The organism is Aneurinibacillus aneurinilyticus ATCC 12856, from assembly GCF_000466385.1.
Taxonomy (GTDB): domain Bacteria; phylum Bacillota; class Bacilli; order Aneurinibacillales; family Aneurinibacillaceae; genus Aneurinibacillus; species Aneurinibacillus aneurinilyticus.
In genome coordinates this window covers 39,692-62,418 of sequence record NZ_KE952775.1, presented here as the reverse complement: position 1 = coordinate 62,418, position 22,727 = coordinate 39,692, and the positions used below count along the sequence as shown (strand labels likewise).

The window sequence follows — 22,727 nt, the reverse complement described above, 5'->3', positions numbered from 1 at the left end:
GGAACGAATGCATTAGATCAGCATCCCTCTCCGAACCGACTCAAAATCATTTTTAGCCGTAAAAATCATGCGCACCGCCGTTCCCTGGTTTGGTGTGGATTGTGCTCCGAGCGTGATCCTGATTTTGGACGCGACGGTTTGCGCGAGATACAGCCCGATGCCTGTCGCCGCGTTTTGGATTCTGCCGTTCCCTCCCGTAAAACCTTTATCGAAAATGCGCGGCAGGTCATGCACCGGAATACCTGGCCCTTCGTCTTTGATGACCAGCATGGCATTTCCGTTCTCCGTCACGCCTGTTGTGATCCGGATGATCCCGCCCTCCGGGCTGTATTTGATGGCGTTTGTCAACAATTGCCTGATGATAAACCGGCACCATTTCCGGTCGGTAACGACCTCCGCGTCTTCGCCTTCGAATTCGACCGCGATGTTTTTTTCCATGCACCAGGAAGTGAGTTCGCGCACCTCTTCCACGGCAAGCCGCCGAACAGTCGCCGGTTCCAGCACGTAATCCGACTCGAGGGACGGAAGGCGCGCCATATGCAGCCGCCGGTCGATCAGCAAATGGATCCGCAGCCACTCCGCTTCGATCTTCCGCATCGCCGGATCAGTTCGATGAGCATCGATGGTGAGCTTCATCGCGGTAAGCGGCGCCTTCACTTCATGAATCCAGGACGCCGTAAAATCATTTTCGATCAGCTGCACCTGCCTCACATCGGAGAGCTTTCGTCTGTAAAACAGATCGGCTGCACGCAGCACCTCGCTTGTGACTTCATCCGGGAAAAAGGCGGGTTCCGGCAAGGTTTCGATCCAGTCCTCAGTCATGTTTTCGCTTCGTGCCGCGAGCGCCGCCGCATATTTCGTTTCCGTTTTATAACGCCAAACCAAAAACACGGCAACGACAAATAGAAATAAGACGTTCAAATAGATCATGGAGCTTGCGTGAACCGCAATGCCGTGATCGAGCAGAATGAGCACGTCGGTCAAACCGAGCAGCACCAGAAACAAAAAGATCCAGCTTTTTTTATAACCAACATAACGTAAAAACACGCCAATCATGTGCCCCCTTTACATCGTGACGGCCATGTAACCAAGCCCTTTTTTCGTGACGATCGCTTCTTCGAGCCCGAGCACCGCTAGCTTTTGGCGCAAGCGCGTTACATTGGCCGTAAGGGTATTATCATTGACGAAATGCTCGTCCTCCCACAGCTTCCGGATCAGGTCATGACGCGATACGATTTCGTTGTTCGCCTGAACGAGGACGGCGAGAATGAAAAATTCATTTTTCGTCAAATCGGCCTCCCGGCCGTCTTTGCGAATAGCGCCGCGCTTCATGTCGATCACCGCGCCGTTCCATTCGATCACGTCAGGCGATTCTTCTCCGTAAGCGTACGTCCGGCGAAGAATCGCCTGGATTTTGGCCAGCAGCACGTCCATGTGAAAAGGCTTTTGAATGTAGTCGTCCGCGCCCATATTCATCGCCATCACCATATCCATCGGATGATCCCGCGAAGACAGGAACAGAATTGGCACCTTCGATACGGCGCGAATTTCCCGGCACCAGTGAAAGCCGTCGTATTTCGGTAGCTGAATGTCCAGAATGACAAGCTGAGGTTCAACATGGATAAAGGAACGCATGACGTCATCAAACGAATCCGGTCCCGTGACGTGCAGAGACCATTTTTCCAGCCTTTCTTTCAGAGCCTCAAATATGTGGGCATCGTCTTCGACGATAAAAATGTTCATATCCATCAGAATACCGTCCCCTTTCATTACATGTATTGTAAATCATAGAGAACGTGATTTGAAATAAGAAGTAAGATAAAAGGCACCTTCCTTTCTAAACAGAAAAAGACCCTCGAAAGAGAGATAAGATAGCGCTTATCCAACGAAATCCTCCCAAAAAACTTAGCATCTTCAGTAACAAAACGTGTTATCTAAATTTTTAAGTTTTTCTTTAAATGTCCATTCTTTCCAATATGGGCGATCTTCAAAGCTTTCTTGATGATGAGCATACAAGCATCCGAGAAAATCGAGAATAAGCAACCTCTAAAATCCATATTCAAGTAAAAAAAGAAGGGCTGGCTCGAAAAAATCGTTTTTCAACGACCTTTTGAGACAGCCTCCTTCACTCTTTTTTACTATTTTTGTTCAGACAAAACAGTCCAGCCTTCTTCCTGATGGGCCCGTCTTTCTTTCATTAGTTTACCGAGCGCACGCTTGAATGCAGCTTTGCTAATTCCGAACTTCTCTTTGATAATATCTGGGTCCGTCTTGTCCGTATATGGCATACGACCGCCCCGATTCTTAATATAATCGTAAATCATCTCGGCATCCTGGCTGTAGCTGACTTCTTTTCGAAGTTTGGTTGTTACATTTATTCTTCCGTCATCCCTCACTTTGGAAATACGGCCTTCCACTCGCTGTCCAACACGTAAAGGCTCATCCGTCTCATCACGGTGAATAAAGGCGAGATGCTGCCCTTCGGTTAGTAGAAACGCACCGATTTTGATGACTTTATATACGTAGCCTGTAATGTCTTTATTAAAAATGTCTTGTTCTGCCGGTACGGCGATTTGTTCAAAGTTCTCTTCACGACCAAGTACAGCCAGCATCCGCCCTTGTTTGTCATGTTCAAGCCCTACATATAAACGATCACCTGAACGTGGCCATTTGCTTTTGATTTCAGGCAACTGATCTGCTGGAAGCAGCAAATCTTTACGAATTCCGTTATCCAGGAACACTCCCATGCGTAGATGCACATCCTTGACTTCAAGCCAGCCGAATTCCCCTAGTGTAATGTATGGCTCATGCTGCGTGGCTGCGATCCGATCCTGGTGATCATGATAGAGGAAAACTTCGACCTGCTCACCAATTTCCAGCTCTCCCTCCGCATCGCTCTGATGCAGGAGAACGTCTTGCCCTTCTACCGATAAAAAATAGCCGAACGGCGCCTGCCGTTCAATCGTTCCCATTACTTTCATACCTGCTTCAGGTTTCACTCTGTAATATCCTCCTTCTTCATTAGCCGGACGATGGGATCTTTACCGCTTCGTTGAATGCGTCCAGTAAGAGGGGAGAAAGCCCGGCCGGCTTACCGCGGAAATATTGAGGGGAACTGATATACAGCTCCTTCATCGCGCGCGTTACTGCAACATAGGCCAGGCGACGTTCCTCTTCCATTGCCTCGTCCTTTTTTTCTTCGCTTTTTTTATGCAACCAGAAGTCTGGCTTCTCTTCCGGATCGACTGCAATACTATGAGGCAGTACACCGTCGATTGCACCAATAAGAATGACAACCGGATATTCCAAGCCTTTGGCGCTGTGAATCGTTTGTAACGTGACTCCCTGACCGGCCTGCTGTGTCTTCTTGCGCGTTTCTTTTTGAATAAGAATCGTATCGACGTACGACAGGAATTCTGACACCGTCCCGAACGCTTTAACTGCCTCCTCCAGTTCGAACAAGTCGTCGCGCAACATTTCTTTATGGTACGTGACCGCTCCATTCTGCTCGCTGCCGAGAAACTTGTCGTATCCACCTCCGGCCTCATTGCGAATCTCCCTAACCGCTTGTAAAGGGCTTAACCGTGCAATGCTATGAAGCCAATCTACCTGTTCAATGAGTCGGCGACGCTGAAAAGACGGCAGGGCCTTCAAATGACGCAGTGCTTCCACATACGATACGCCTTGTTGAATGGATATAATTTGGATCTCCTTCATATAACGGGCTTTGCTAATATACAAACATGGCAAAATACTCTCTAGCGCTGCTTCATTATATGGATCAAGTGAAAGGCGCATGAAGTCAAGCACTGGGCGAATGGTAGACAGCTCATAAAATGTCGGATCATCCCGGTGTGTCGTAAACGGAATGCCGCTCAGCAGTAATTTTTCGTACAGCGTACGTGCCGTGCTGTGCGTACGATACAATACGGCAATATCTCTGTGCGTATAATCGCCCGATTCTACCAACTGCTCGATAAGAGCCAACACCGCTTCCGCTTCCTTCTCCACGGATCGGGTTGCAAAATATTTGGGCAGGCCCGCTTCTCCCGGCAATACTCTTAGTTCTTTTTTAAACCGCTTCCTGTTATGGCGAATAACCTCATTGCCCAAGCCTACAACGCCGGAGGGCGAACGGTAATTAATATCGAGCGTAATACGCGTGCATCCCGCATGTTCCTCCGGAAAGCGCAAAATAATGGATGGTTCGGCTCCGCGCCAGCCGTAGATAGCCTGATCGGGATCTCCTACAACGCACAAATTGGACTCCTTAGAAAGCATACGTATCATTTCATATTGTGCGATGTTTGTATCCTGATATTCATCTACCATGATATAAGCCATGCGACGCTGTAGGGCAGCGAGATATTCCGGGTAGGCACGCAATGTCTCGATACAGCCTGTAATCAAATCCTCATAATCGATAAGGTTATTTTCTCGTTTGTGCGACTCATAGCGCTTCAGCACGCGTCGGGCGTCGTCTTTGAGTCCCTCTACCTCTTCTGTTACCCATGCATCTCCTACAACGCACAAATTATTTTTCAGGTACGCAAGCAGCGACAGGAGCGTTTCCGGTTCGTACTGTTCACCTGTTGCCAGCTCTTTAGTAATCTGCTCGATCATGAATTCCTTCTGCTTTTCACTCATAATGCGTGGCGGATCAGTCAATTTATGAAAATAAATCATCCGTGCGAGCGAATGAAATGTACCTGTAATAATTTGTTTGACCATTGCCTGCGTTACACCTGGAATCGAAAGCAGCCGCTCCTTCATTTGACGAGCGGCCTGGCGAGTAAAGGTGACCAGTACAATATTGCGCGGCGGAACATCTTTAACGAGCATTAGGTAGGCAGTGCGACAGGTTAGCACTGTTGTTTTGCCACTGCCAGCCCCGGCATTAATAAGTACCGGACCTTCTGTCGTGCGTACCGCTTCAATCTGCGGTTCATTCAAGCGAATGCCTGTTTGCTCCAGTGCGCGAAAGAAAAACGCGTCGGGCGCGTCATCCTCCACCAGCTGCTCCGAAGTGAGTCCATCCGCCGTTTCCGCATGCGGAATGGCTGAGGATGCAGGCACTCCAGACGGCAGGTGGCCCATATCACAGATATCATCCTGTTGATATTTCATATGAATCAAACTCCCATTAACCGTAGCATCTTTTTCCACTATACAGGAAAGTAGGCAAAAAAGGAATGAAAAAAGATAGCCGCCTCTCCCTTTCGGAAAAGACGGCTGCCCATTTCTTTATTTATCTCTCTCCACTCGCTTTATAATCGTACGTTATTATACGTGCGCTGCTTCTCTTTCTGTCGCCGCATTCTCTTTTTTCTGTATTGTCGCTGCCCGCTCGAGCATTGTCCCTTCCTGCTGATAACGAATATGCCAGGAGAACGCTTTTTCCATTACATGCGGCGTTTGTCCGCCGCGTGTACAAGCTTCTTCAAAATAGGCACGAAGCTGTGGACGATAATCCGGGTGTGCACAATTTTCGATGATCGCACAGGCGCGCTCGCGAGGCGAAAGTCCACGAAGGTCAGCAATGCCCTGCTCAGTCACAATTACATCCACGTCATGCTCTGTATGATCGACATGCGATATAAACGGTACGACGCTGGAAATATTGCCGTTCTTAGCGATGGACTTAGTGACGAAAATGCCAAGACGGGCATTGCGAGCAAAATCACCGGAACCGCCGATCCCATTCATCATGTGGGTCCCCATTACATGTGTCGAGTTAACGTTGCCATAGATGTCTACCTCAAGTGCCGTGTTAATCGCAATCAGGCCAAGACGACGAATGATTTCTGGATGATTGGAAATCTCCTGTGGCCGCAGAACGAGCCGATCTTTATACGATTCAAAGTTAGGAAATACCTGCTCGCCTTTCTTCTGTGATAAAATGATAGAGCAGCCGGAAGCGAATCGAATTTTACCTGCATCAAGCAAGTCGAATACGGCATCCTGCAACACTTCTGAGTAGACCTCTAGATCTGTGAATTCGGATGCAAGGAATCCGTGAAACACTGCATTCGCAACTGAACCGATGCCGGACTGCAGCGGTGCCAGCGTATTTGGCAGGCGGCCCGCTTTTACTTCCCCGCGAAGGAATTCGATGAGATGACTGGCCATGGTGGCTGTTTCTTCATCAGGCTGAACGATGGAAGATGACGTATCCTGTTCCTCTGTCACGACTACTCCCTTAATTTTTTCGAGCGGCACCTTAATAGCCTGTGTACCGATGTGCTGCTCTACCGCTGTTAGCGGAATAGGCTGACGTTCCGTCTGTGGACCAACATCATATATGTCATGTATACCTTCAAGTGAAAGGGGTTGTGCTATGTTTAATTCTACGATCACCTCTTTAGCATGTTCGACAAAGATAGACGAATTTCCGACTGAAGTCGTCGGTATGATCGAGCCGTCCTCCATAATCGCAACCGCTTCCACAATTGCCACATCAATAGCACCAATTGTCCCTGCCCGCACCATCTCCGCTGTATGGGAAAGATGCTGATCAACATACGTAATCTCGGCATTGTTAATTTTGCCGCGCATCCGCTTTTCCGCCTGGAATGGGAGACGGCGGTTGATAATGCCCGCTTCAGCCATAATACCATCCACTTCGGAACCGAGAGATGCACCGGTATAAACATTAACTTTTAATTTTTCTCCTGTTTCCTTAACCCGCTCCACCAACGCACGCGGAACGGCCTTAGCATCTCCGGCCTGGGTAAATCCGCTCAATCCGAGCGTCATTCCATCCTGTATCCAACTGGCCGCCTCCTGTGCGGTGACCAGACGTTCTTGTATGATTTTATTTCGTAACCGTTTCGTGAACATTCGAATACGCCCCTTTATGAAACCGTTATTATTTTAACAATTTGTAATATAAACAATAGCACGTCGTATATGCTTCTGCCTCAAAAAGGGGATAAAGCAGAATTTAACGGAATGAAGCAGAAAAAAACCGGATGAATCCTTTTTATTTTCCCATAAAATTGAAAGCGCTTTACAATGACATTCGCCTTTTTATCCATTAAAATAAGGAAGGGGGCCCCCTTCCTTAGAATCCCATCAGCCGCCGAAATGAACTGGCGTACTTCTGGCTGACCGGCACACGTGTACGGGCCGAATCATTCATGATTAACATAAATGTAGAATGGAAATCAGGATGAATCTCATCAATAGAGTGCACATTGACCATATAGGCACGGTGGCAGCGAATAAATAAATCTGATGGAAGCATATTTTCTAGCTCGATTAGGCTATACTTATTCACATACACACCACGTTCTGTATACAAATGTGTCTTCCCTTTATCCGATTCGATAAAATGAATCTCAGACAAGGGAATCGGAACCCAGCGATCTTCACCCTTGCCAATCAGAAAATGATGGCGGGGAAGCTTGGGCAAGCCCGGAGTCGCCGTCGGCGGGAAGATAGCTGTAATGCATCCCTCTGCATCTCCCTGGCTTAAAATCGGCGTGCTCATGGCGTAATACGGTACACCAAACACACTATGATCCAGCAGTTGTTCGATTTTCTGCTTCCGAGAAAGCGCCTTGCGTGTTAGCGTTCCTTCACGAATGTCATCACCGGGTTTAATTTTCAAATCAATGGCCCGACTGGGCTGATAATAAATAAATTTCGACTTGTCCGCAATGGCAATAGAAGTCTCTTGCGGAAACACATCGCTAATCGCTTTCATAATTGAAAGTATAGATGAGTTTTCCATTATGTCATCTCCCACTCTCTCATTAGATTTACATTGTAGCACAAAAAATTCACAAATAGGTGCACCATTTTTCATTTCCAAACGTCTAACTACAGTGGGAGATTAGGACTTCAGCAGGTGTTTTCTGGTAACTTATTATGTAAGAATAGAAAGTAGGTTTATTTCAGTCAGAAGGGAAGGATACATATGCGACTACCTCGCGCACTTTTACTTATCGCACTTATGGCTATGCTGGCTATCACAGGGTGCACCTCGGATGTTCCAAGCAATAGTCAGCAGCCTGCTGCTAATAACAATAGTGAAACAACATCAACACCAACTCCTCCTGTAGATGGAGAACAGCCGAGCAACGGAAATCAGCCGTCTGCAGAGCAGCCTTCAAAAAATGAGCAGCCGTCTTCCAATAATGCAGATGGAGAGAAAGTTAAGGAAAAAGAAGTGATGCTGGTGTTCAGCGATTCTAATCTGATGGAACAATACAAAGAGCCGCGCACCATCAAATATAAAAAAGAAGAGAATCTGCCGACCATTGCGCTGATGGCGTGGAAGAATGGGCCAAAAAATAAGGAATTGACAACCCTCATGCCGAAAAATGCGGAAGTTCAATGGCTGAAAAAAGAAGGCGACACGGCCATTATCAGCTTATCTCCGGAAATTAAACAGGCAAACCTTGGCTCGTCGGGCGAACAATTCCTACTGGAAGAAATGGCGACAATCCTGAGCCAGTTCGGATACAAAAATATGAAAGTGCTCATCGATGGCAAAGAAGTGGAAACCATCCTCGGACACATGGATACAACCGAGCCAATTGAACCGCTGAAATTTGCTCAATTAAAAGAAATGAAGTAATGCTGAAATCCTTATATCCCTACACAAAAAGGCAGCGCCAATAGGTGCTGCCTTTTTATTCATTCGTTTTCAATTTATCGAGCAAATACCGGGCATAGCCCATCGGATTAGCATACGTTGCTTTCCATTCTTTCAGCATATGCACATTGCGAAATGCATAACGTTGATCGCGGCCATTGCATTCGATAAACAACGGCAGGCCTTCTGTCGTCAATCCAATGTCCAACCCTACATCCGCTAGCCCTGGGATCGACTCTTCGAGTCGTCGTACAACACGCAACGCAAATTCTCTAATGTCCTGCTCTACGATTTTCTCCTCCAAGTAAGGATACTCACTAAGCAGGTGGGCCAGTTTGTAGACTTTACCTCCTTGCCCTACATTGCTTAGAAATCTTCCTGCTGGAGCCACCTTACCTACCATCCCTGTGACCTGCCAATCTCCAGAGGCATCCTTCTGTACAGAGACGCGTAGATCAAAAGGATTGCCGCGATACGTCGCCAGCGGCAATGCCTCTTGGATATGAAATCTGCGTGCAGACAATTTTTTAAGCAGATGTTCTGGCAGCGCGCCTGTAAACAACGTGTTCTTCCAGCGTTTGCGCCCCTTTTCCCGGACAGCGTAGGAAAACCTCCATCGATTACCCACACGCGTTATCCGCATAATTCCAGCTCCGATACTTCCGCTGTTCGGTTTAATAAACAATGTATGATATGATTTCATCATTAGACGAACATTTTCTGCTGTGCCGCTTACTGTATAGGCAAGATGCGGACGAATTTCGGAATCGGCCCACAATAAGGAATGAATGTATAATTTACTGTAGCGGTTCCAGCGATTGAATACGATAGAGCGTGTTTCTGCTATCCGATTTAATTTTTCTTTTTCCTGCGTAGAAAAAAATAGCGCACGGTTATGAATAATACGAGGAACAGGAATGTGTACACGACGGTATACATTTCCTTTCTTAATGAAAGCCGGCACGGTTACCTGATGAGCATGCAGGTCATCCAGGCGAATGTAACAGGGCTTTAACCCATATAGCCGGGCTCCTTCCTCATAAAAAGCCAATACCTCGGTTTGTGTTCGACCGGTCGGAATGCCCCGGTACATAGATCGGTTAAGTAAGATGCCTACATACGAAACCTTCATCACACGCCTCCTTGTCTGCCTTCCCCTATAAAATATGAGGATGTAGAAAAGAGGGTGCGTGTTTCCCCTTTATACGGGCGAGCCAAACGCAGGAAGGGCAAGCGTTACCCGCCTGCCCTTTGTTTTTACTCCACGCTGATTTTATGTTTTGCCATGCTATGCAAACCGCGTGCATCAATATGATACATCACATAGTAGGTTCCGGGCTCCTTAAATGATTGGGCAATAGAGTAGACGCCGTCCCCGGTCTTTTTGGCAGGTACCATCGCATGTTTTTCTTTTTGTCCCTCACGCCAAATTTCGAATTTCACGGCTTCTGCATCATTCACTTTTTCTTCGCCCTGTGTTATTGATACGGAGAACGTAACCTCTTGTCCCACCTGTGGGGAGGCAGAGGAGGCCGTATACTGCGCCTGCAGCTTTTCAGGAACTTTTCTTTCTTCAGGTTGCTTTTCTCCCCCACACCCGGCAAGAATAAGCAATAGAATGGGCATTATCCAGCCGATACATATATTTCGATAACGTTTCATCTTTTTCTCCCCTTCATTCATCCTCATATAGCGGCAATCGAACAATTGCTGTTGTTCCTTCATTTTCTTTGCTTTCAATGGTGAATGTTCCTTTATGCAGGTGCACGATTTGTTTAACGATAGAAAGCCCAAGTCCGCTGCCTCCATGCTTGCGTGTCCGCGCCTTGTCTACCCTGTAAAATCTCTCTCCCAAACGTGAGACCTCCTCAGGCGGAATTCCGCAACCATTGTCGGTTACAGCCAGCACACACTGATCGGCGGACTGATCTATATGCAAGCATACATGAAGAACTCCTTCCTTTTCAGGCAAATGGCGTAACGCATTATCACATAAATTGTGAACAACCTGCTCCAATCGGTCTTCATCACCCCAGATAATCGCATCCGGGTTTATATCTACTGTAAGTACAGCTCCTTTTTCCGCTATAAATGGCTTGAACTTCTCCAGTGTATCCTCCACCAGCTGGCCAAGCGGCAGCAGCGTAGTGCGTAACGGATACGAAGAGCCTTCCAATTGCGCCAAATCAAGCAAATCATGCACAAGCCGTTCCATGCGCCCTGCTTCGCGGTGAATCAAGTGGAGATATCGTTCCCGCTGTTCGGGAGTGTCCGCCACCCCTTCGATCATTGCCTCACTATACCCTCTAATATAGCTAAGCGGCGTGCGTAATTCATGAGAAATGTTAGCAAGAAACTCTCTCCGCTGCGCATCCACCTGTTCTAAGGCGGATGCCATATGATTAAGCGCCAGGCCCAGGTTGCCTACCTCATCCTCTGACGTAACAGCGAATTTCTCCTTAAAATTGCCAAGCGCCATATGAGCAGCCGCATGTTCCATTTGTCGCAAAGGCCTGGTCATTCGATTAACGAGATGCCTTACGATATATAAGGAGAACAGGACAAAAATAAACGAACTGATTAGGATCACATCACGTACCTCGCTAACCGCTTCAGTAATACTTGCAAGCGGCAAATACAGATACACAATGCCCTCGAGTCGTTTGCCGTTCAACAACGGCACGATGACCGCCATAATTTGGCGTCCAAACCTTCCTTCATATCCAATTTTGCTTACCGTGCGCCCAGCCACCAGAAGACTGCGCTCTTCTTCCGTAATTAAAGCGTCATATTCGACTTCAAACGGCAAGCAAGCTCCTAGCTGACGAGGGTTTTCAGTTACGAAAATCTCCGCCTCGGACGCCTTGTTAATCCGATCCACAGCAGCACGGAATGCAGGAGTAAATCCTTCATTCTCATACATCTTTGCAATATGCTCACCTTGATAGGTAAGCGATGCTTCAATGTTCTGCACGTATAATTTTTCATACAAATATTGAGTGAGAGCGTACGTTACAAGCACAGTAAAAATTACGCCGGAGCTGACCAGCAGCCATAATTTTTGATTCAGCTTTAAAGAGATACGCTTCAAGCGGGCACCTCAAACTTATATCCGATGCCCCACACAGTTTGAATGAGCCCGGCATGTTCGCCAAGCTTCATTCTAAGCGTCTTTACGTGCGTATCCACCGTTCGGGCATTACCATAATAATCATATCCCCATACCATCTCCAACAGCCGTTCCCTGTCCAATACTTGGCCTGGATGACGTGCTAGGCAGGTCAATAAATCAAACTCTTTAAGCGTTAAGGAAAGCTCTGTACCATTGATTCTCGCCTCATGGCCTTTCGTATCGATTTCAAGCGCTCCATACCGCTCACAATCCTCAGAGATGACCGCGGATGGCCGCACCCGCCTGAGCAATGCTTCGATGCGGGCAAGCAATTCTCTTGGACTAAACGGTTTCACCAGATAATCATCAGCGCCGATTTTCAGCCCTGTCACCCTGTCCACTTCACCTCCACGCGCCGTCACGAAAATAATAGGGATGTCCGATGTTTCTCTTACTTTTTTGCAGAATGACAAGCCATCCAGCTTTGGCATCATTACATCCAGTATGATTACATCAAACGTCTGCTTTGCAAGCAGTTCAAGCGCCTGTTTTCCGTCCTCCGCCTCCGTGCAACGATAGCCCTCGCGCTCTGCATACATGGAAATTAATTCGCGCATTTGCGCTTCATCGTCCACGATTAACAGGGAATGTCCCTTCACTGTCCGTCACCTTCCCGCACAAACATTTGAATCGGCCCGTCCCCGGCGCGCAGTGTCTTTAGCGTACGCATCGTTTCCGGGTCTACCATATAAATCTGGTTGCTTTCATAACTCGTAATATACAGAAGCCGACCGTTGCTTACCATTCCAAAAGGATTCGCACCTAATGCAAGCTCTCCAGTACTTTGGCCCGTGTCCATCGCAATTCGCCGGAGTGTATTTGATCCGTGACTGAGCACAAATAGAGTATCCTTATTGTAGCGGACGAATTCAACCGGCATAAAAGGTGCATGAACGTTACGCAACTTTTGTCCGGTTTTGCTTGAGAATACAGACACTTCCTCTTCCGGAAAATCGCCGCGGCCATGGCCGCCAATCCATAGCTCACCCCGATCGGCTGCAAGCAATCCGCCCATTGGCGATTCATTCAGGCGAAACGTACGCACCACCCGGCTGGTTGCCAAATCGACTTCCCTCATACGTGCATCCTGTAAATCCATTACATACAACGTATCATGCGTTTTATCTTCCAGCATTGTGAATGGGGAGGGTCCGACTTTAATCTCGTCCCTTTGCTGTCCAGCTGTCGTATAAATTCGCACGGTACCACGTAGCTTGTCCGCAAAATATATTTTATCACTGCTAATCGACAACGTCGCATTGACAATGCCTTTCCCTGTCTTCCATACACCTGTTTGTTTGCCTGTGCGCATATCCAGCATATGTACATCTTCAGCGTTCTTCCCATACAGCAACACAGTATGCGAATTCATCAGCAACATGCGTGAAAACATAAAATCCGGCTTCCAGGTCGCTATGCTTTTGCCATTTTCCGCATTCAAGAAGGAAACTGTTTGTTCGCGGGCATTCAGCACTGCCAGTATGGAAGCCCCATCAGGAATTTTCGCGAACGTAATGGGCTGGCATCCGGTCATAAACAACCAGATAAACGCCAAAATCAAAATAATCACCGGGCGTTTCTTTCCCATTTTGCAAACTCCTTACGTAGATTATCTACTCTTATTATACGGAATAATTGTGTGGGTTTTGTGAAATGCCGGATTGCTTGTCATATAAATGTGGAAAAGCAGGATATGGAGGTGTATTATGAAAAAAATACTTACAGCAGTCGGGTTTATCATTTTAGCTTACGGAACATACCGCGCTTTTATTAAAAAAGAGCAGCGATATATCCGCCTGAATTAGATGGCGGGACGGAAGTTTCTCCCGTCCCGTTTCACTATTATACAGCGGGCTTATTATTCAAACTCCGCCATAAATACAAGCTGGCAATTGTTTCATAAGGAGCCCACTTGGCGCCAATTTCAAGCATTTTCTTTTTATCAGGCAGCTCGTCAAGGTTGTAATTTGCCTGTATCGCTTTCTTAATCCCCAGATCGTCTATCGGATATACGTTCAACCGCCCCATTCCAAACAATAGAAACATCTCAGCTGTCCACTTACCGATACCTTTGACTTCAATGAGGCGTCGAACAATCTCTTCATTGGACGCATCGGCAAACGAATCCAGCGCAAGCCGTCCAGTCGCACAAAATGAGGCTAGATCCTTCATATAAACAACTTTCGATCGTGAAAGTCCTAATGCCCGCATATCTTCCTCTTCAGCTTTCAAAATGGCTTGCGGCTCCCATTTCCCTCCGAAATGAAGGAGTACACGGCTCGTAATCGAAGCTGCCGCTTTAACCGACAATTGCTGGGAGACAATTGACTCGCACAGGACCGCAAAATAATCGCTACGAGGCGTTTGCCGATACGGACCATAAATTTCGATAAGGTGTGCCATCACCGGATCAGCTTCTGCCAGATAAGCTTCTCCCAGCTCAAAAGTGTGCTCGCTCATAATGTTTTGCATTAATTCAGTTCTCCTCCACTCCGACGCAGCCATTCTGACAGCGTATCCTGTTTGGCCCAGTATTCAATGGGACTGTGGTTTTTTTTGCCACTGGATAGATGAACAATAACGTCGTGGCGATATGGAGCAATTTCAATTGTACGTCCATCCTTGCATACGATGCGCAATCTGGCTCCATCCGTTTCATTGGCCACCCTCGTTTTCTCTACGAGCTTTGCACCGTTGAACAGAGCGACCACCTCACGTCCTTCCTCCCCGTTTAATGCCTTTTCTTCACCACTGCCTGTTTGTAGAATAATATCGCTTACGTCTTCCGGCGCTACGGGCTGGTGCAGATGGTCACTGGAATAGTACTTCTCAAGCCGCTTTAGCCAGCCATTCGGCAAACCGAAGGCAAAAACGAGCACAACAACAACAATATAGCCAATCCATTCTGCATACGAGATTCCGAATACCATGTTTTTCCTCCCCTTTATTCCGTATTGCTTCCATTAAGCGTAAGCAATTCCTTATTTTAATCATTATATAATAACTGAAAGGAGAATAAAGGAGGTTTCTTTCTGCAACTCTCTGACTTACTTTTTCTACATTGCATTACTTTTGTATTGACGAATACGTATTTTCATGGCATATTTCTATATAGGTTGTGGTACTTTTCACACCATACCAACCTTCAGGGCAGGGTGAAATTCCCGACCGGCGGTGATGAAGCGTGCACTCGCTTCTCAGTCCGCGACCCGGACGTAAAAAAGCAATTACACGTCTGGCTGACCCGGTGTAACTCCGGGACCGACAGTATAGTCTGGATGGGAGAAGGGAGAACTTCATATGAGAGGAAAGGTACGCAGAACAGCGATGTTATCGCTGCTGTCTACCATCGGATTTCTACTGATGTTTGTAGAAATTCCATTGCCGATGTTTCCGGCATTCCTGAAAATCGGCGTAAGCGAAATTCCGGCGCTTATTGGCGCCATTCTGTTCGGACCGCTAGCTGGAGTTGCGGTAGAACTAATTAAGAATGTTTTGCATTTTCTGCTGTCTAATCAAGGCGGCATGGGTGTAGGTGAGCTGTCCAATTTTGTGGCAGGCAGTACATTCGTTGTCGTTTCGGTCTTCTTTATGCAGAAGCTGAAACAAAGTAAGATTAATTTCTGGCTTGGTATGACGGCCGGAACAACTGCCATGGCAGCGATAATGTCAGTAGCTAACTACTACTTTTTCATGCCAGCATTCGCATACGTAATGGGCATGTCCGTTCATGATATCGTCGGATGGTCACAGGAGGCGAACAGCAGCATTACTAGCCTATGGGCACTCATTCTTTACGCCATCCTTCCATTCAACTTAATTAAAGGACTAGCTGAAGCAATTATTACGTATCCGATTTATAACCGTTTGCGTCCTGTGATTCAAAGTAAGTAGCATAGGCGAAAACGCACGCTTTACAACCTTGCGAATACATTTATGCATATAAACTTCCGTTAAATAGCGGAAGTTTTTTATTTTTAAAAATTTTTTTTGTGTCCCCCCTCAAAAATGACGATTTGTACGAATGTATGTAGCAAAGAACATTGAGCGAGGTGGCGTACAAATGAACCGTATGGAAATCTTAATTAATTCTGCTGATGAAATGTATGAGACCATGCAAACACTTCAGAGCAGTTATCCGAATGCAACTTTCGAGGGGCTGGAATACGTCGGTATCGAAAATGGGCAGCTCTCCATTAAGCTTTCTTATACTTTAAATTAAAAAAAGACAGGCGTGCTTACGTATACGCCTGTCTTTTTTATGGTTTGGATACATAAGGAACGGAAAACATGCTCCGCTCCTTTATGTATTATTAAATTTCAAGTAATTATGCACCTGCGCCAGAATCGATTTCCGCGTAAGAATCCCGACAAATACACCATCTTTATCCACAATACATAAAAACGGATGGTTAATGGAAAGCTCAAGCCCCCTGAAAAAGCCGCCATCCTCCCTCATCCACCCTATCTTTTTGTTCATCACGTCTTCGACTTTCATCTCGCTTAGCTTCTCGTACTCAATTCCCTCAATGCCAAGAACCTTATCGAGAATGAGCGGCATGCTGATTAATCCTTTTAATTTATAATCGCGGTCCAATACTGGAATGGCCGAATATCCCGATTTTGTCAGAACAAGCAAGGCATGCTCCAGCGAATTGCCCTCTTGAACAATCGCCACTTTACTGCCAGGAATCATCAGTTTTTCAATCCCATTTTCCAGGGATACATGCTTCATCGTTTTCCCCATACATCCACCGCTTTCCTTTATCGAAAGTCACTGTCTTCTTCATTGTATCATGAAAACGTTTTCTGCGTATATGGTTTCCTTAGGATTGTTCTGCCCTTTCTAATTGCGAGGTGCAGGCCGGGCAGCGAGTCGCCTGGAGCGGAATGTCTGAGAGACAGTATGGACATTCTTTTGTTTCCGCTTTTTTCTCCACTTCCTCCTCTTGATGTCGCAGTTCACTCAATCGGGTATACACTTTTACTACGACGAACAAAGAAAACGCGACAATGAGAAAGTGAAGCACATTATTTAAGAAAATCCCATAATTAATTGTCGCCGCACCTGCTCCTTTTGCTTCAGCCAGTGAAGCGTACGTACCAGACGAAAGATTGATATACAGATTGGAAAAGTTAACGCCATTCAGTGCCATTCCGATAGGCGGCATCAACACATCTTCTACAAGCGATGTTACAATTTTATTGAAGGCGGTCCCAAGTGCCACCCCAACGGCAAGATCAATAATGTTTCCCCTGCTGATAAATTTTTTAAATTCTGCTACAAACTTCAAACGCTGTCTGCTCCTTTCCTCAGCTTCTTTAACTATTTATTTCTTAAGAAATTTGTGAATCACCCGGTGGAATAAGCACTTCACGAGGCTTACTTCCCTCATATGGCCCGACGATGCCTCTGGCCTCCATCATATCGACAAGACGGGCTGCACGTGTATAGCCAACGCGAAGCCGACGCTGCAAAAGCGACACGGAAGCTGTCTGGGCTTCACGTACAAGCTCGACCGCTTGCTCGTACAAATCATCTTCCGGCTCGTCCACTACGGCTGTCTCTTCTTCTTCTCCCGGCATCATCTCCGGGTGGTAACGCGCTTCCTGCTGGTTTTTCACAAAAGTTACAACCTTTTCTACTTCGTGATCGCTGATGAACGCTCCCTGGATACGCACTGGCTTCGATGCCCCCATTGGTAAATACAGCATGTCGCCGCGCCCCAGCAGCTTCTCGGCCCCTCCCATATCGAGGATTGTACGGGAGTCCGCCATGGATGATACACCGAAAGCAATACGAGATGGAATATTCGCCTTAATTACACCTGTAATAACATCCACAGACGGCCGCTGTGTAGCAATAATTAAGTGAATTCCCGCCGCCCGGGCCATCTGAGCCAGACGGCAAATCGCATCTTCTACATCTCCTGGTGCTACCATCATTAAATCAGCCAGCTCATCTACGATAACAACGATAAGAGGTAGCGGAGCGACACCTTCCTGACGAGCCATCTGATTATAACGTTCAAGATCGCGTGTACCGGATTTAGCGAACAGCTCATACCGCCGTTCCATCTCCTGTACAACTTTCTTCAGCGCCATCGATGCGCGGCGCGGATCGGTAACGACCGGTGACAGCAGATGAGGAATACCGTTGTACACATTCAATTCTACCATCTTCGGATCGATCATCATTAGCTTTACTTCACTCGGTTTTGCTTTGCATAAAATACTCATAATAATTCCGTTTATGCAGACTGATTTTCCGCTGCCTGTTGCACCGGCTACTAACAGGTGGGGCATCCGCACCAAGTTTGCGATAATCGGTTGCCCCGAAATATCGCGTCCAAGGGCAATGCTGAGCTTATCGGACGCGCTCACGTATTCACGGCTTTCCAGTACTTCGCGTAATGTGACCAATGCGACTTCGTCATTAGGCACTTCAATTCCAATGGCCGATTTTCCCGGGATCGGAGCTTCCATGCGAATACCGCGCGCAGCCAGCGCCAATGCAATATCGTCTGTCAGACCTACAATTTTGCTCACTTTAACTCCGATAGCCGGCTGAATCTCATAACGTGTAACCGTAGGTCCGCACTGCACCTCCAGCACGCTAGCCTGCACGCCGAAACTTTCGAGCGTAGCGACAAGCTTATGCGCATTGCTATGCACATTTTTCGTTGAACCACCTGCCTTCCCTGCTTTCGGACGATCCATTAATTCTGCAGTCGGAAGCTTATATGATGGGTGATCAGGTGCCTCATCAAAGGCAAGAGGCAAATCAGGAATCGATTCCGGCGGCTCTTTGACTTCCGGCTTTTTGCGCTCCTGTAGCTTTACTTTAATCTGCGCACCCTCCATCTTCACTTCCGGTTCTAAGACAGGTTCAACAACAGCCTCTTCCGGCGGGTACACTTTTGCCGAAAAATCATGCACAATAAATTCATTTTTAGGTATTCCTTCATCTGATAAATCGGCCTCCGCTGGCAAGAAGGCGTCTTGCTCTTCTGCCGATATGGCGTCCTTTTTCTTGCGTACCGATTGTCTTTTCGGCACCTGTATCTCGTCTGCCGGAGCGCGATTACCAAATAGGCGTGCTACAAAGCTTGGCTTCCGTTCAGCGGGCGGTTCTTTCTCTTCCTCTTCTTCAAGGCTGGCTTCATACGCTTCCTGTTCCTCACGCTCGCGCTGACGCTGTTCACGCCGTTCACTCAGCAGCGTTAATGCATCTTCTCCTGCCGCTTTTACTCTGGAACCCCCTGCCGCAAACAGGCGACGTAAAGCAGCGAAGATGCGCACATACGAGATTTGAAAAGTCAACATAAGACCGATGAGCACCATAAACACCACGATAAGCGCAGTACCCGCAGCGCCAGCTGCTGCCGAGAAAAAAGCGTAGCCGAGCGCACCGAACACCCCTCCCCCTACATCAGTAGTAGACGGTTTACCTGCCTCTACCTGCTTTTTCTCCTGAAGCAGTTGTTCCCATGTAACGGAAAGGACCGATTGGTCAGCAAACTTGCCGCCTGCGGTTAGTTGCTCGAACAATAGCATATGATTCCATACGAGCAGGGAGAAAAACAAAAGAAAAATGCCCATCCAACGCTGTGATACTACATATGGCCATTTCCGCTTGACCATAACATAGATGCCGATACCAATACCGGCAAGTGGAAGAAGAAAATCCCAGGAACCGGCCACTATTCGAAACATCCAGGCAAAATAGCGACCAAACCAGCTTGTATTCGAGAATGTCATAAGCGCCAGAAGCGACAGCGCAATGACTACGAGGCCGTATAATTCATACCGAAGAAATGCACGGACATCGTTTTTCTTCGCGCCCGTTCCCCTCTGGCCTCCCTTTTTTTTGGCCACTGGTTCCATCACCTCAACATATATGTATAACGTTACGGGGAAAAAGGCAGCCGAACCAAACATTGGCTGCGGTTGCCTTTTTTTCCTGCACATGCGTTCGTATGGCTATTATAGCACAAGAACAAATAGGCGGTCATGGAGTGTATTCTGTCGATAATTGAAGAATAAAGAAGAAAGCCCCGCCAGAGCTTCGGCGGGGTTTTCACTTACGGGATCAATACTTATCGATTGCGGCCAAAAGGCTTTCTTTGCGGGTACCAAGAATCTCTTTCTCAACATACACATGATACACAGATTCCTCAAACACAAGATAGCCGATAACAACAAGCAAAGCGAACATGTGGCTCATGTCGTAGTTAAAACCGATAAAATGGGCAACTGCCCAAATCCCTGCAACGAATAACACAACATCCAGTGCAGTAGCAATCCCATTTCCAGCAAAGCGCAAAATCACTAGGTCGCCAATTACATAAGAAACAACAGACAAGATAATGATAGCGGCCAATATGTAACTGAAGGGCACATTGAATACCAACCCTAGGAACAAGAAAATATTGGCTGAAAAACGAGCAAGTTTAATTCCAAACACTTTTATATGCGCTTTAGCCATCGTCCATCCCCTCCATTCTCTATTTTTTGCGAACCGCTCTTACTTTGTTTTACACCATTTCATCAATATTTACACTGTTTATTATCAAATTACCATAATTCAAAAAATTTTACGAGCACTTCTGTCCGGGTATAACCCCCTGGTTTGTCGTAAATGCTGAGGATTACACCAATCATTCATATGAAAAAACCAGCTCCCAAAAAGCAGCTGGCTTTTCATATTCCATGCAGACTATTGAACGGTTTCAGGACGAAAATGGATTCTCTGCCCCGGCGCATAGGCCGGATTCATATAATCATACGGATTAGGACTAATCAGGCGCACGATGCGGGCCTCATTATTTCCGCATGGCTGAACAAGCATCGTCATCCCATCTATTTTGATCTCCATATTGTCATACGCAGCAGCATTTTCATTCTGAAAGATGATTTCCATTGGCAAGGTTGAATAAATAATCATTGCACAACCTGCTCCATCGGCTTTACTTGTGGACGATTTGCTTCAATCCGTTTCTGCAACTCCCGCATCGCAGCTCCCAATCCGCCCACCTCATCAATAAGACCGTATTCCATCGCTTTCGTACCCACTACATTCGTACCAACATCCCGGCTCAATTCGCCGACCTTTAACATCAGCTCGCGAAATTTCACTTCTTCAATTTTAGAATGCCTCACAACGAAGTTAACTACCCGATCCTGCATTTTTTCAAGATATTCAAAGCTTTCTGCGACCCCGATAACAAGTCCGGTCAAGCGTACCGGATGAATGGTCATAGTAGCTGTCTCGGCAATAAATGAATAATCAGTCGCTACCGCAATCGGAACACCAATACTATGTCCGCCACCGAGTACAAGCGAGACGGTTGGCTTCGACATAGAAGCAATCATTTCTGCGATTGCAAGACCTGCTTCCACATCACCGCCCACTGTATTTAAAATGACAAGTACGCCTTCAATGTTCGGGTTCTGCTCCGCCGCAACCAACTGCGGAATCAGATGTTCATACTTCGTTGTTTTATTTTGCGGCGGTAATTGGATATGTCCCTCGATTTGTCCAATAATCGAAAGGCAGTAAATGTTGCTCTCACCAGAAGACGGGATATTTGTCTGACCGAATTGCTGGATCATTTCCGTCACCGCTTTACGCGGCTCGTTGGGCAGTGAAGGTGCTTGCGGGTCAGGTGGAGCCTCTTTTGGCTTCATCGGTTCTGTCTGCGGATCGAAATCGTTCATTTGCTCTCGCACATTCTTTCCCTCCTCTTTCCTATGTACCCATAGTATGAATTGCACAAGGAAAAAGCATGCATCCTGTAGCATAAGAAAAATCCAGGGGAACCCTGGATTTTCTACATACATTGATTCATTCATCTCTGGTTATGAAGCAACCCTTGTCGAACGTACCTTGTTATTTTATGGATTGACACCTGGGTCGCATTGGCAACCTGCATTGCATTAGAATAAGGATTGCTGCGCAAATACTCTCGTACTTTGAGATATGCATCCGCTTCCTCTTCTGATTCCATGCCGAACGGAACAGGCATTGTGAGGGTCCGTCCCTCCGTTTGATATCCTTTTCGTTCCATAAATATCCCTCACTTTTTCTACAATTTGTTAATTCTATTATAATTCTTAATTTTTTTGCATAAAATAGAGAGATAGATGTGGTTATTGTTTTCATCCTCCATGTGGACAAGGGTTATATTCCTATAAAACGGAAAATGCCTAGTTCTTTTTGTAGTCTTTATGTCCTCGTCCAGCTTTTCCTTGTGAAAAAAGTGTTCTTGCCTGTAAAATGGATAAGATGAAGAAAAGCGAAAAGCTTAGAAAAAGACGGGAGGACATATGGCAGAGTTTATTCGTTCAGCGTTAACCTTTCTCAGTGACTTAGGTTACTTCGGGATTGCTATCGGGCTGATGATCGAAGTGATCCCAAGCGAGATTGTACTGTCTTATGGTGGTTATCTTGTAGCGCAAGGGGAAATCGAGTTTGTGGGCGCAGTTATCGCTGGCGTTATCGGCGGCACACTTGCCCAGCTATTCCTATACTGGATGGGCTATTATGGAGGGCGTCCGTTTCTTGAGAAATATGGCAAATACTTATTGATTCGCAAAAAAGAAATTGATAAAGCGGAAGAGTGGTTCAACCGATACGGGATCGGCGTAATTTTTACTGCCCGCTTTATCCCGGTTGTTCGACATGCGATTTCCATTCCGGCGGGAATCGCCCGTATGTCTGCCGTTAAATTTACTATCTATACCACTCTGGCGATCATTCCCTGGTCCATTCTATTTGTTTATTTGGGAATGCAGCTAGGCGCGCGTTGGGAGCAAATCGACGAGTTCGCAAGACCCTTCATTCAGCCGATTATTTGGATTGCAATTGTCGGCACGATGATTTATCTACTCTTCACCCTACGCAAACGCAAGAAATCGTCTCGTTTCTCCAGCCAGTAAAATAAGGGGGAA

General features: G+C 46.7%; 24 protein-coding genes and 1 riboswitch. Of the genes, 4 read left to right on the top strand and 20 right to left on the bottom strand.

What is annotated here, in order from left to right:
* Positions 1-12: 12 nt before the first annotated feature.
* The 6 genes from HMPREF0083_RS10825 to HMPREF0083_RS10800 all read right to left on the bottom strand — a co-directional run bounded on the left by HMPREF0083_RS10825 (position 13) and on the right by HMPREF0083_RS10800 (position 7,735).
* Positions 13-1,056, bottom strand: a complete 1,044-nt coding sequence (locus HMPREF0083_RS10825; RefSeq protein ID WP_021621382.1) for a sensor histidine kinase — start codon at positions 1,054-1,056, stop codon at positions 13-15.
* A 9-nt stretch (positions 1,057-1,065) separates the two neighbouring features.
* Positions 1,066-1,749 carry a response regulator transcription factor gene (locus HMPREF0083_RS10820; protein ID WP_040302357.1) on the bottom strand — a complete coding sequence of 228 codons (684 nt, stop codon included), beginning with the start codon at positions 1,747-1,749 and terminating at the stop codon, positions 1,066-1,068.
* 389 nt (positions 1,750-2,138) lie between these two features.
* Positions 2,139-2,999 carry a CvfB family protein gene (locus HMPREF0083_RS10815; RefSeq protein ID WP_021621379.1) on the bottom strand — a complete coding sequence of 287 codons (861 nt, stop codon included), beginning with the start codon at positions 2,997-2,999 and terminating at the stop codon, positions 2,139-2,141.
* Between the two features lie 22 nt (positions 3,000-3,021).
* The gene (locus HMPREF0083_RS10810) at positions 3,022-5,127 is read right to left on the bottom strand and encodes an ATP-dependent helicase (RefSeq protein WP_051354620.1); all 2,106 of its coding nucleotides are present in this window, start codon (positions 5,125-5,127) and stop codon (positions 3,022-3,024) included.
* A gap of 156 nt (positions 5,128-5,283) precedes the next feature.
* Positions 5,284-6,840: an acetyl-CoA hydrolase/transferase family protein gene (locus HMPREF0083_RS10805; RefSeq protein WP_021621377.1), complete on the bottom strand. Its 1,557-nt coding sequence runs from the start codon at positions 6,838-6,840 to the stop codon at positions 5,284-5,286.
* 223 nt (positions 6,841-7,063) lie between these two features.
* Complete coding sequence (locus HMPREF0083_RS10800) at positions 7,064-7,735, bottom strand: LytTR family DNA-binding domain-containing protein (RefSeq protein ID WP_040302356.1); 672 nt, start codon at positions 7,733-7,735, stop codon at positions 7,064-7,066.
* A 186-nt stretch (positions 7,736-7,921) separates the two neighbouring features.
* On the opposite strand from HMPREF0083_RS10800, the gene HMPREF0083_RS26360 reads away from it, so the two are divergent.
* Positions 7,922-8,584, top strand: coding sequence for a GerMN domain-containing protein (locus HMPREF0083_RS26360; RefSeq protein ID WP_021621375.1), 663 nt, complete (start codon positions 7,922-7,924; stop codon positions 8,582-8,584).
* 55 nt (positions 8,585-8,639) lie between these two features.
* Here HMPREF0083_RS26360 and HMPREF0083_RS10790 read toward each other — a convergent pair whose 3' ends face one another.
* The 7 genes from HMPREF0083_RS10790 to HMPREF0083_RS28005 all read right to left on the bottom strand — a co-directional run bounded on the left by HMPREF0083_RS10790 (position 8,640) and on the right by HMPREF0083_RS28005 (position 14,704).
* Positions 8,640-9,734 (bottom strand): YheC/YheD family endospore coat-associated protein, encoded by a 1,095-nt coding sequence (locus HMPREF0083_RS10790; RefSeq protein ID WP_040302355.1) that lies wholly within the window; start codon positions 9,732-9,734, stop codon positions 8,640-8,642.
* 125 nt (positions 9,735-9,859) lie between these two features.
* Positions 9,860-10,264, bottom strand: a complete 405-nt coding sequence (locus HMPREF0083_RS10785; protein WP_040302376.1) for a FixH family protein — start codon at positions 10,262-10,264, stop codon at positions 9,860-9,862.
* 13 nt (positions 10,265-10,277) lie between these two features.
* On the bottom strand, positions 10,278-11,693 hold the full coding sequence (locus tag HMPREF0083_RS10780; RefSeq protein WP_021621372.1) for a sensor histidine kinase: 1,416 nt from the start codon (positions 11,691-11,693) through the stop codon (positions 10,278-10,280).
* On the bottom strand, positions 11,690-12,373 hold the full coding sequence (locus tag HMPREF0083_RS10775) for a response regulator transcription factor (protein WP_021621371.1): 684 nt from the start codon (positions 12,371-12,373) through the stop codon (positions 11,690-11,692). Before HMPREF0083_RS10775 ends, HMPREF0083_RS10780 begins: the two co-directional genes overlap by 4 nt.
* A complete protein-coding gene (locus tag HMPREF0083_RS10770; RefSeq protein WP_021621370.1) occupies positions 12,370-13,362 on the bottom strand; it encodes a YncE family protein in 993 nt (330 codons plus the stop codon). Before HMPREF0083_RS10770 ends, HMPREF0083_RS10775 begins: the two co-directional genes overlap by 4 nt.
* Before the next feature lie 254 nt (positions 13,363-13,616).
* Complete coding sequence (locus HMPREF0083_RS10765; protein ID WP_021621368.1) at positions 13,617-14,246, bottom strand: DNA-3-methyladenine glycosylase family protein; 630 nt, start codon at positions 14,244-14,246, stop codon at positions 13,617-13,619.
* On the bottom strand, positions 14,246-14,704 hold the full coding sequence (locus HMPREF0083_RS28005; RefSeq protein WP_021621367.1) for a hypothetical protein: 459 nt from the start codon (positions 14,702-14,704) through the stop codon (positions 14,246-14,248). The genes HMPREF0083_RS10765 and HMPREF0083_RS28005 overlap by 1 nt, the downstream gene beginning before the upstream one ends.
* Before the next feature lie 207 nt (positions 14,705-14,911).
* A riboswitch (FMN riboswitch) is annotated at positions 14,912-15,068 on the top strand.
* A gap of 6 nt (positions 15,069-15,074) precedes the next feature.
* Between HMPREF0083_RS28005 and HMPREF0083_RS10755 the strand changes: the two genes are divergently transcribed.
* Together HMPREF0083_RS10755 and HMPREF0083_RS28000 are read left to right on the top strand one after the other, a co-directional pair.
* Entirely contained in the window at positions 15,075-15,668 is a 594-nt protein-coding gene (locus tag HMPREF0083_RS10755; protein ID WP_021621366.1) for an ECF transporter S component, read from the top strand.
* Between the two features lie 169 nt (positions 15,669-15,837).
* Entirely contained in the window at positions 15,838-15,996 is a 159-nt protein-coding gene (locus HMPREF0083_RS28000) for a hypothetical protein (protein ID WP_155847232.1), read from the top strand.
* A gap of 81 nt (positions 15,997-16,077) precedes the next feature.
* Here the strand turns inward: HMPREF0083_RS28000 and cbpB are convergent, their stop codons facing one another.
* From cbpB to HMPREF0083_RS10720, 7 genes are all read right to left on the bottom strand, one after another.
* Positions 16,078-16,509: a cyclic-di-AMP-binding protein CbpB gene (gene cbpB / locus HMPREF0083_RS10750; protein ID WP_081696056.1), complete on the bottom strand. Its 432-nt coding sequence runs from the start codon at positions 16,507-16,509 to the stop codon at positions 16,078-16,080.
* A gap of 91 nt (positions 16,510-16,600) precedes the next feature.
* On the bottom strand, positions 16,601-17,068 hold the full coding sequence (mscL, locus tag HMPREF0083_RS10745; protein WP_021621363.1) for a large conductance mechanosensitive channel protein MscL: 468 nt from the start codon (positions 17,066-17,068) through the stop codon (positions 16,601-16,603).
* 43 nt (positions 17,069-17,111) lie between these two features.
* The gene (locus tag HMPREF0083_RS10740; protein WP_040302354.1) at positions 17,112-19,652 is read right to left on the bottom strand and encodes an FtsK/SpoIIIE family DNA translocase; all 2,541 of its coding nucleotides are present in this window, start codon (positions 19,650-19,652) and stop codon (positions 17,112-17,114) included.
* 214 nt (positions 19,653-19,866) lie between these two features.
* Positions 19,867-20,262: a DUF2512 family protein gene (locus tag HMPREF0083_RS26355; RefSeq protein WP_021621361.1), complete on the bottom strand. Its 396-nt coding sequence runs from the start codon at positions 20,260-20,262 to the stop codon at positions 19,867-19,869.
* Between the two features lie 231 nt (positions 20,263-20,493).
* The gene (locus HMPREF0083_RS10730; RefSeq protein ID WP_021621360.1) at positions 20,494-20,721 is read right to left on the bottom strand and encodes a YlzJ-like family protein; all 228 of its coding nucleotides are present in this window, start codon (positions 20,719-20,721) and stop codon (positions 20,494-20,496) included.
* Positions 20,718-21,494 (bottom strand): ClpP family protease, encoded by a 777-nt coding sequence (locus HMPREF0083_RS10725; protein WP_040302372.1) that lies wholly within the window; start codon positions 21,492-21,494, stop codon positions 20,718-20,720. Before HMPREF0083_RS10725 ends, HMPREF0083_RS10730 begins: the two co-directional genes overlap by 4 nt.
* 131 nt (positions 21,495-21,625) lie before the next feature.
* Positions 21,626-21,844, bottom strand: coding sequence for a hypothetical protein (locus tag HMPREF0083_RS10720; protein WP_021621358.1), 219 nt, complete (start codon positions 21,842-21,844; stop codon positions 21,626-21,628).
* Positions 21,845-22,103: 259 nt separating this feature from the next.
* Here HMPREF0083_RS10720 and uptA point away from each other — a divergent pair, with 259 nt between their 5' ends.
* Complete coding sequence (gene uptA / locus HMPREF0083_RS10715) at positions 22,104-22,715, top strand: undecaprenyl phosphate transporter UptA (RefSeq protein ID WP_021621356.1); 612 nt, start codon at positions 22,104-22,106, stop codon at positions 22,713-22,715.
* Positions 22,716-22,727: the final 12 nt, after the last annotated feature.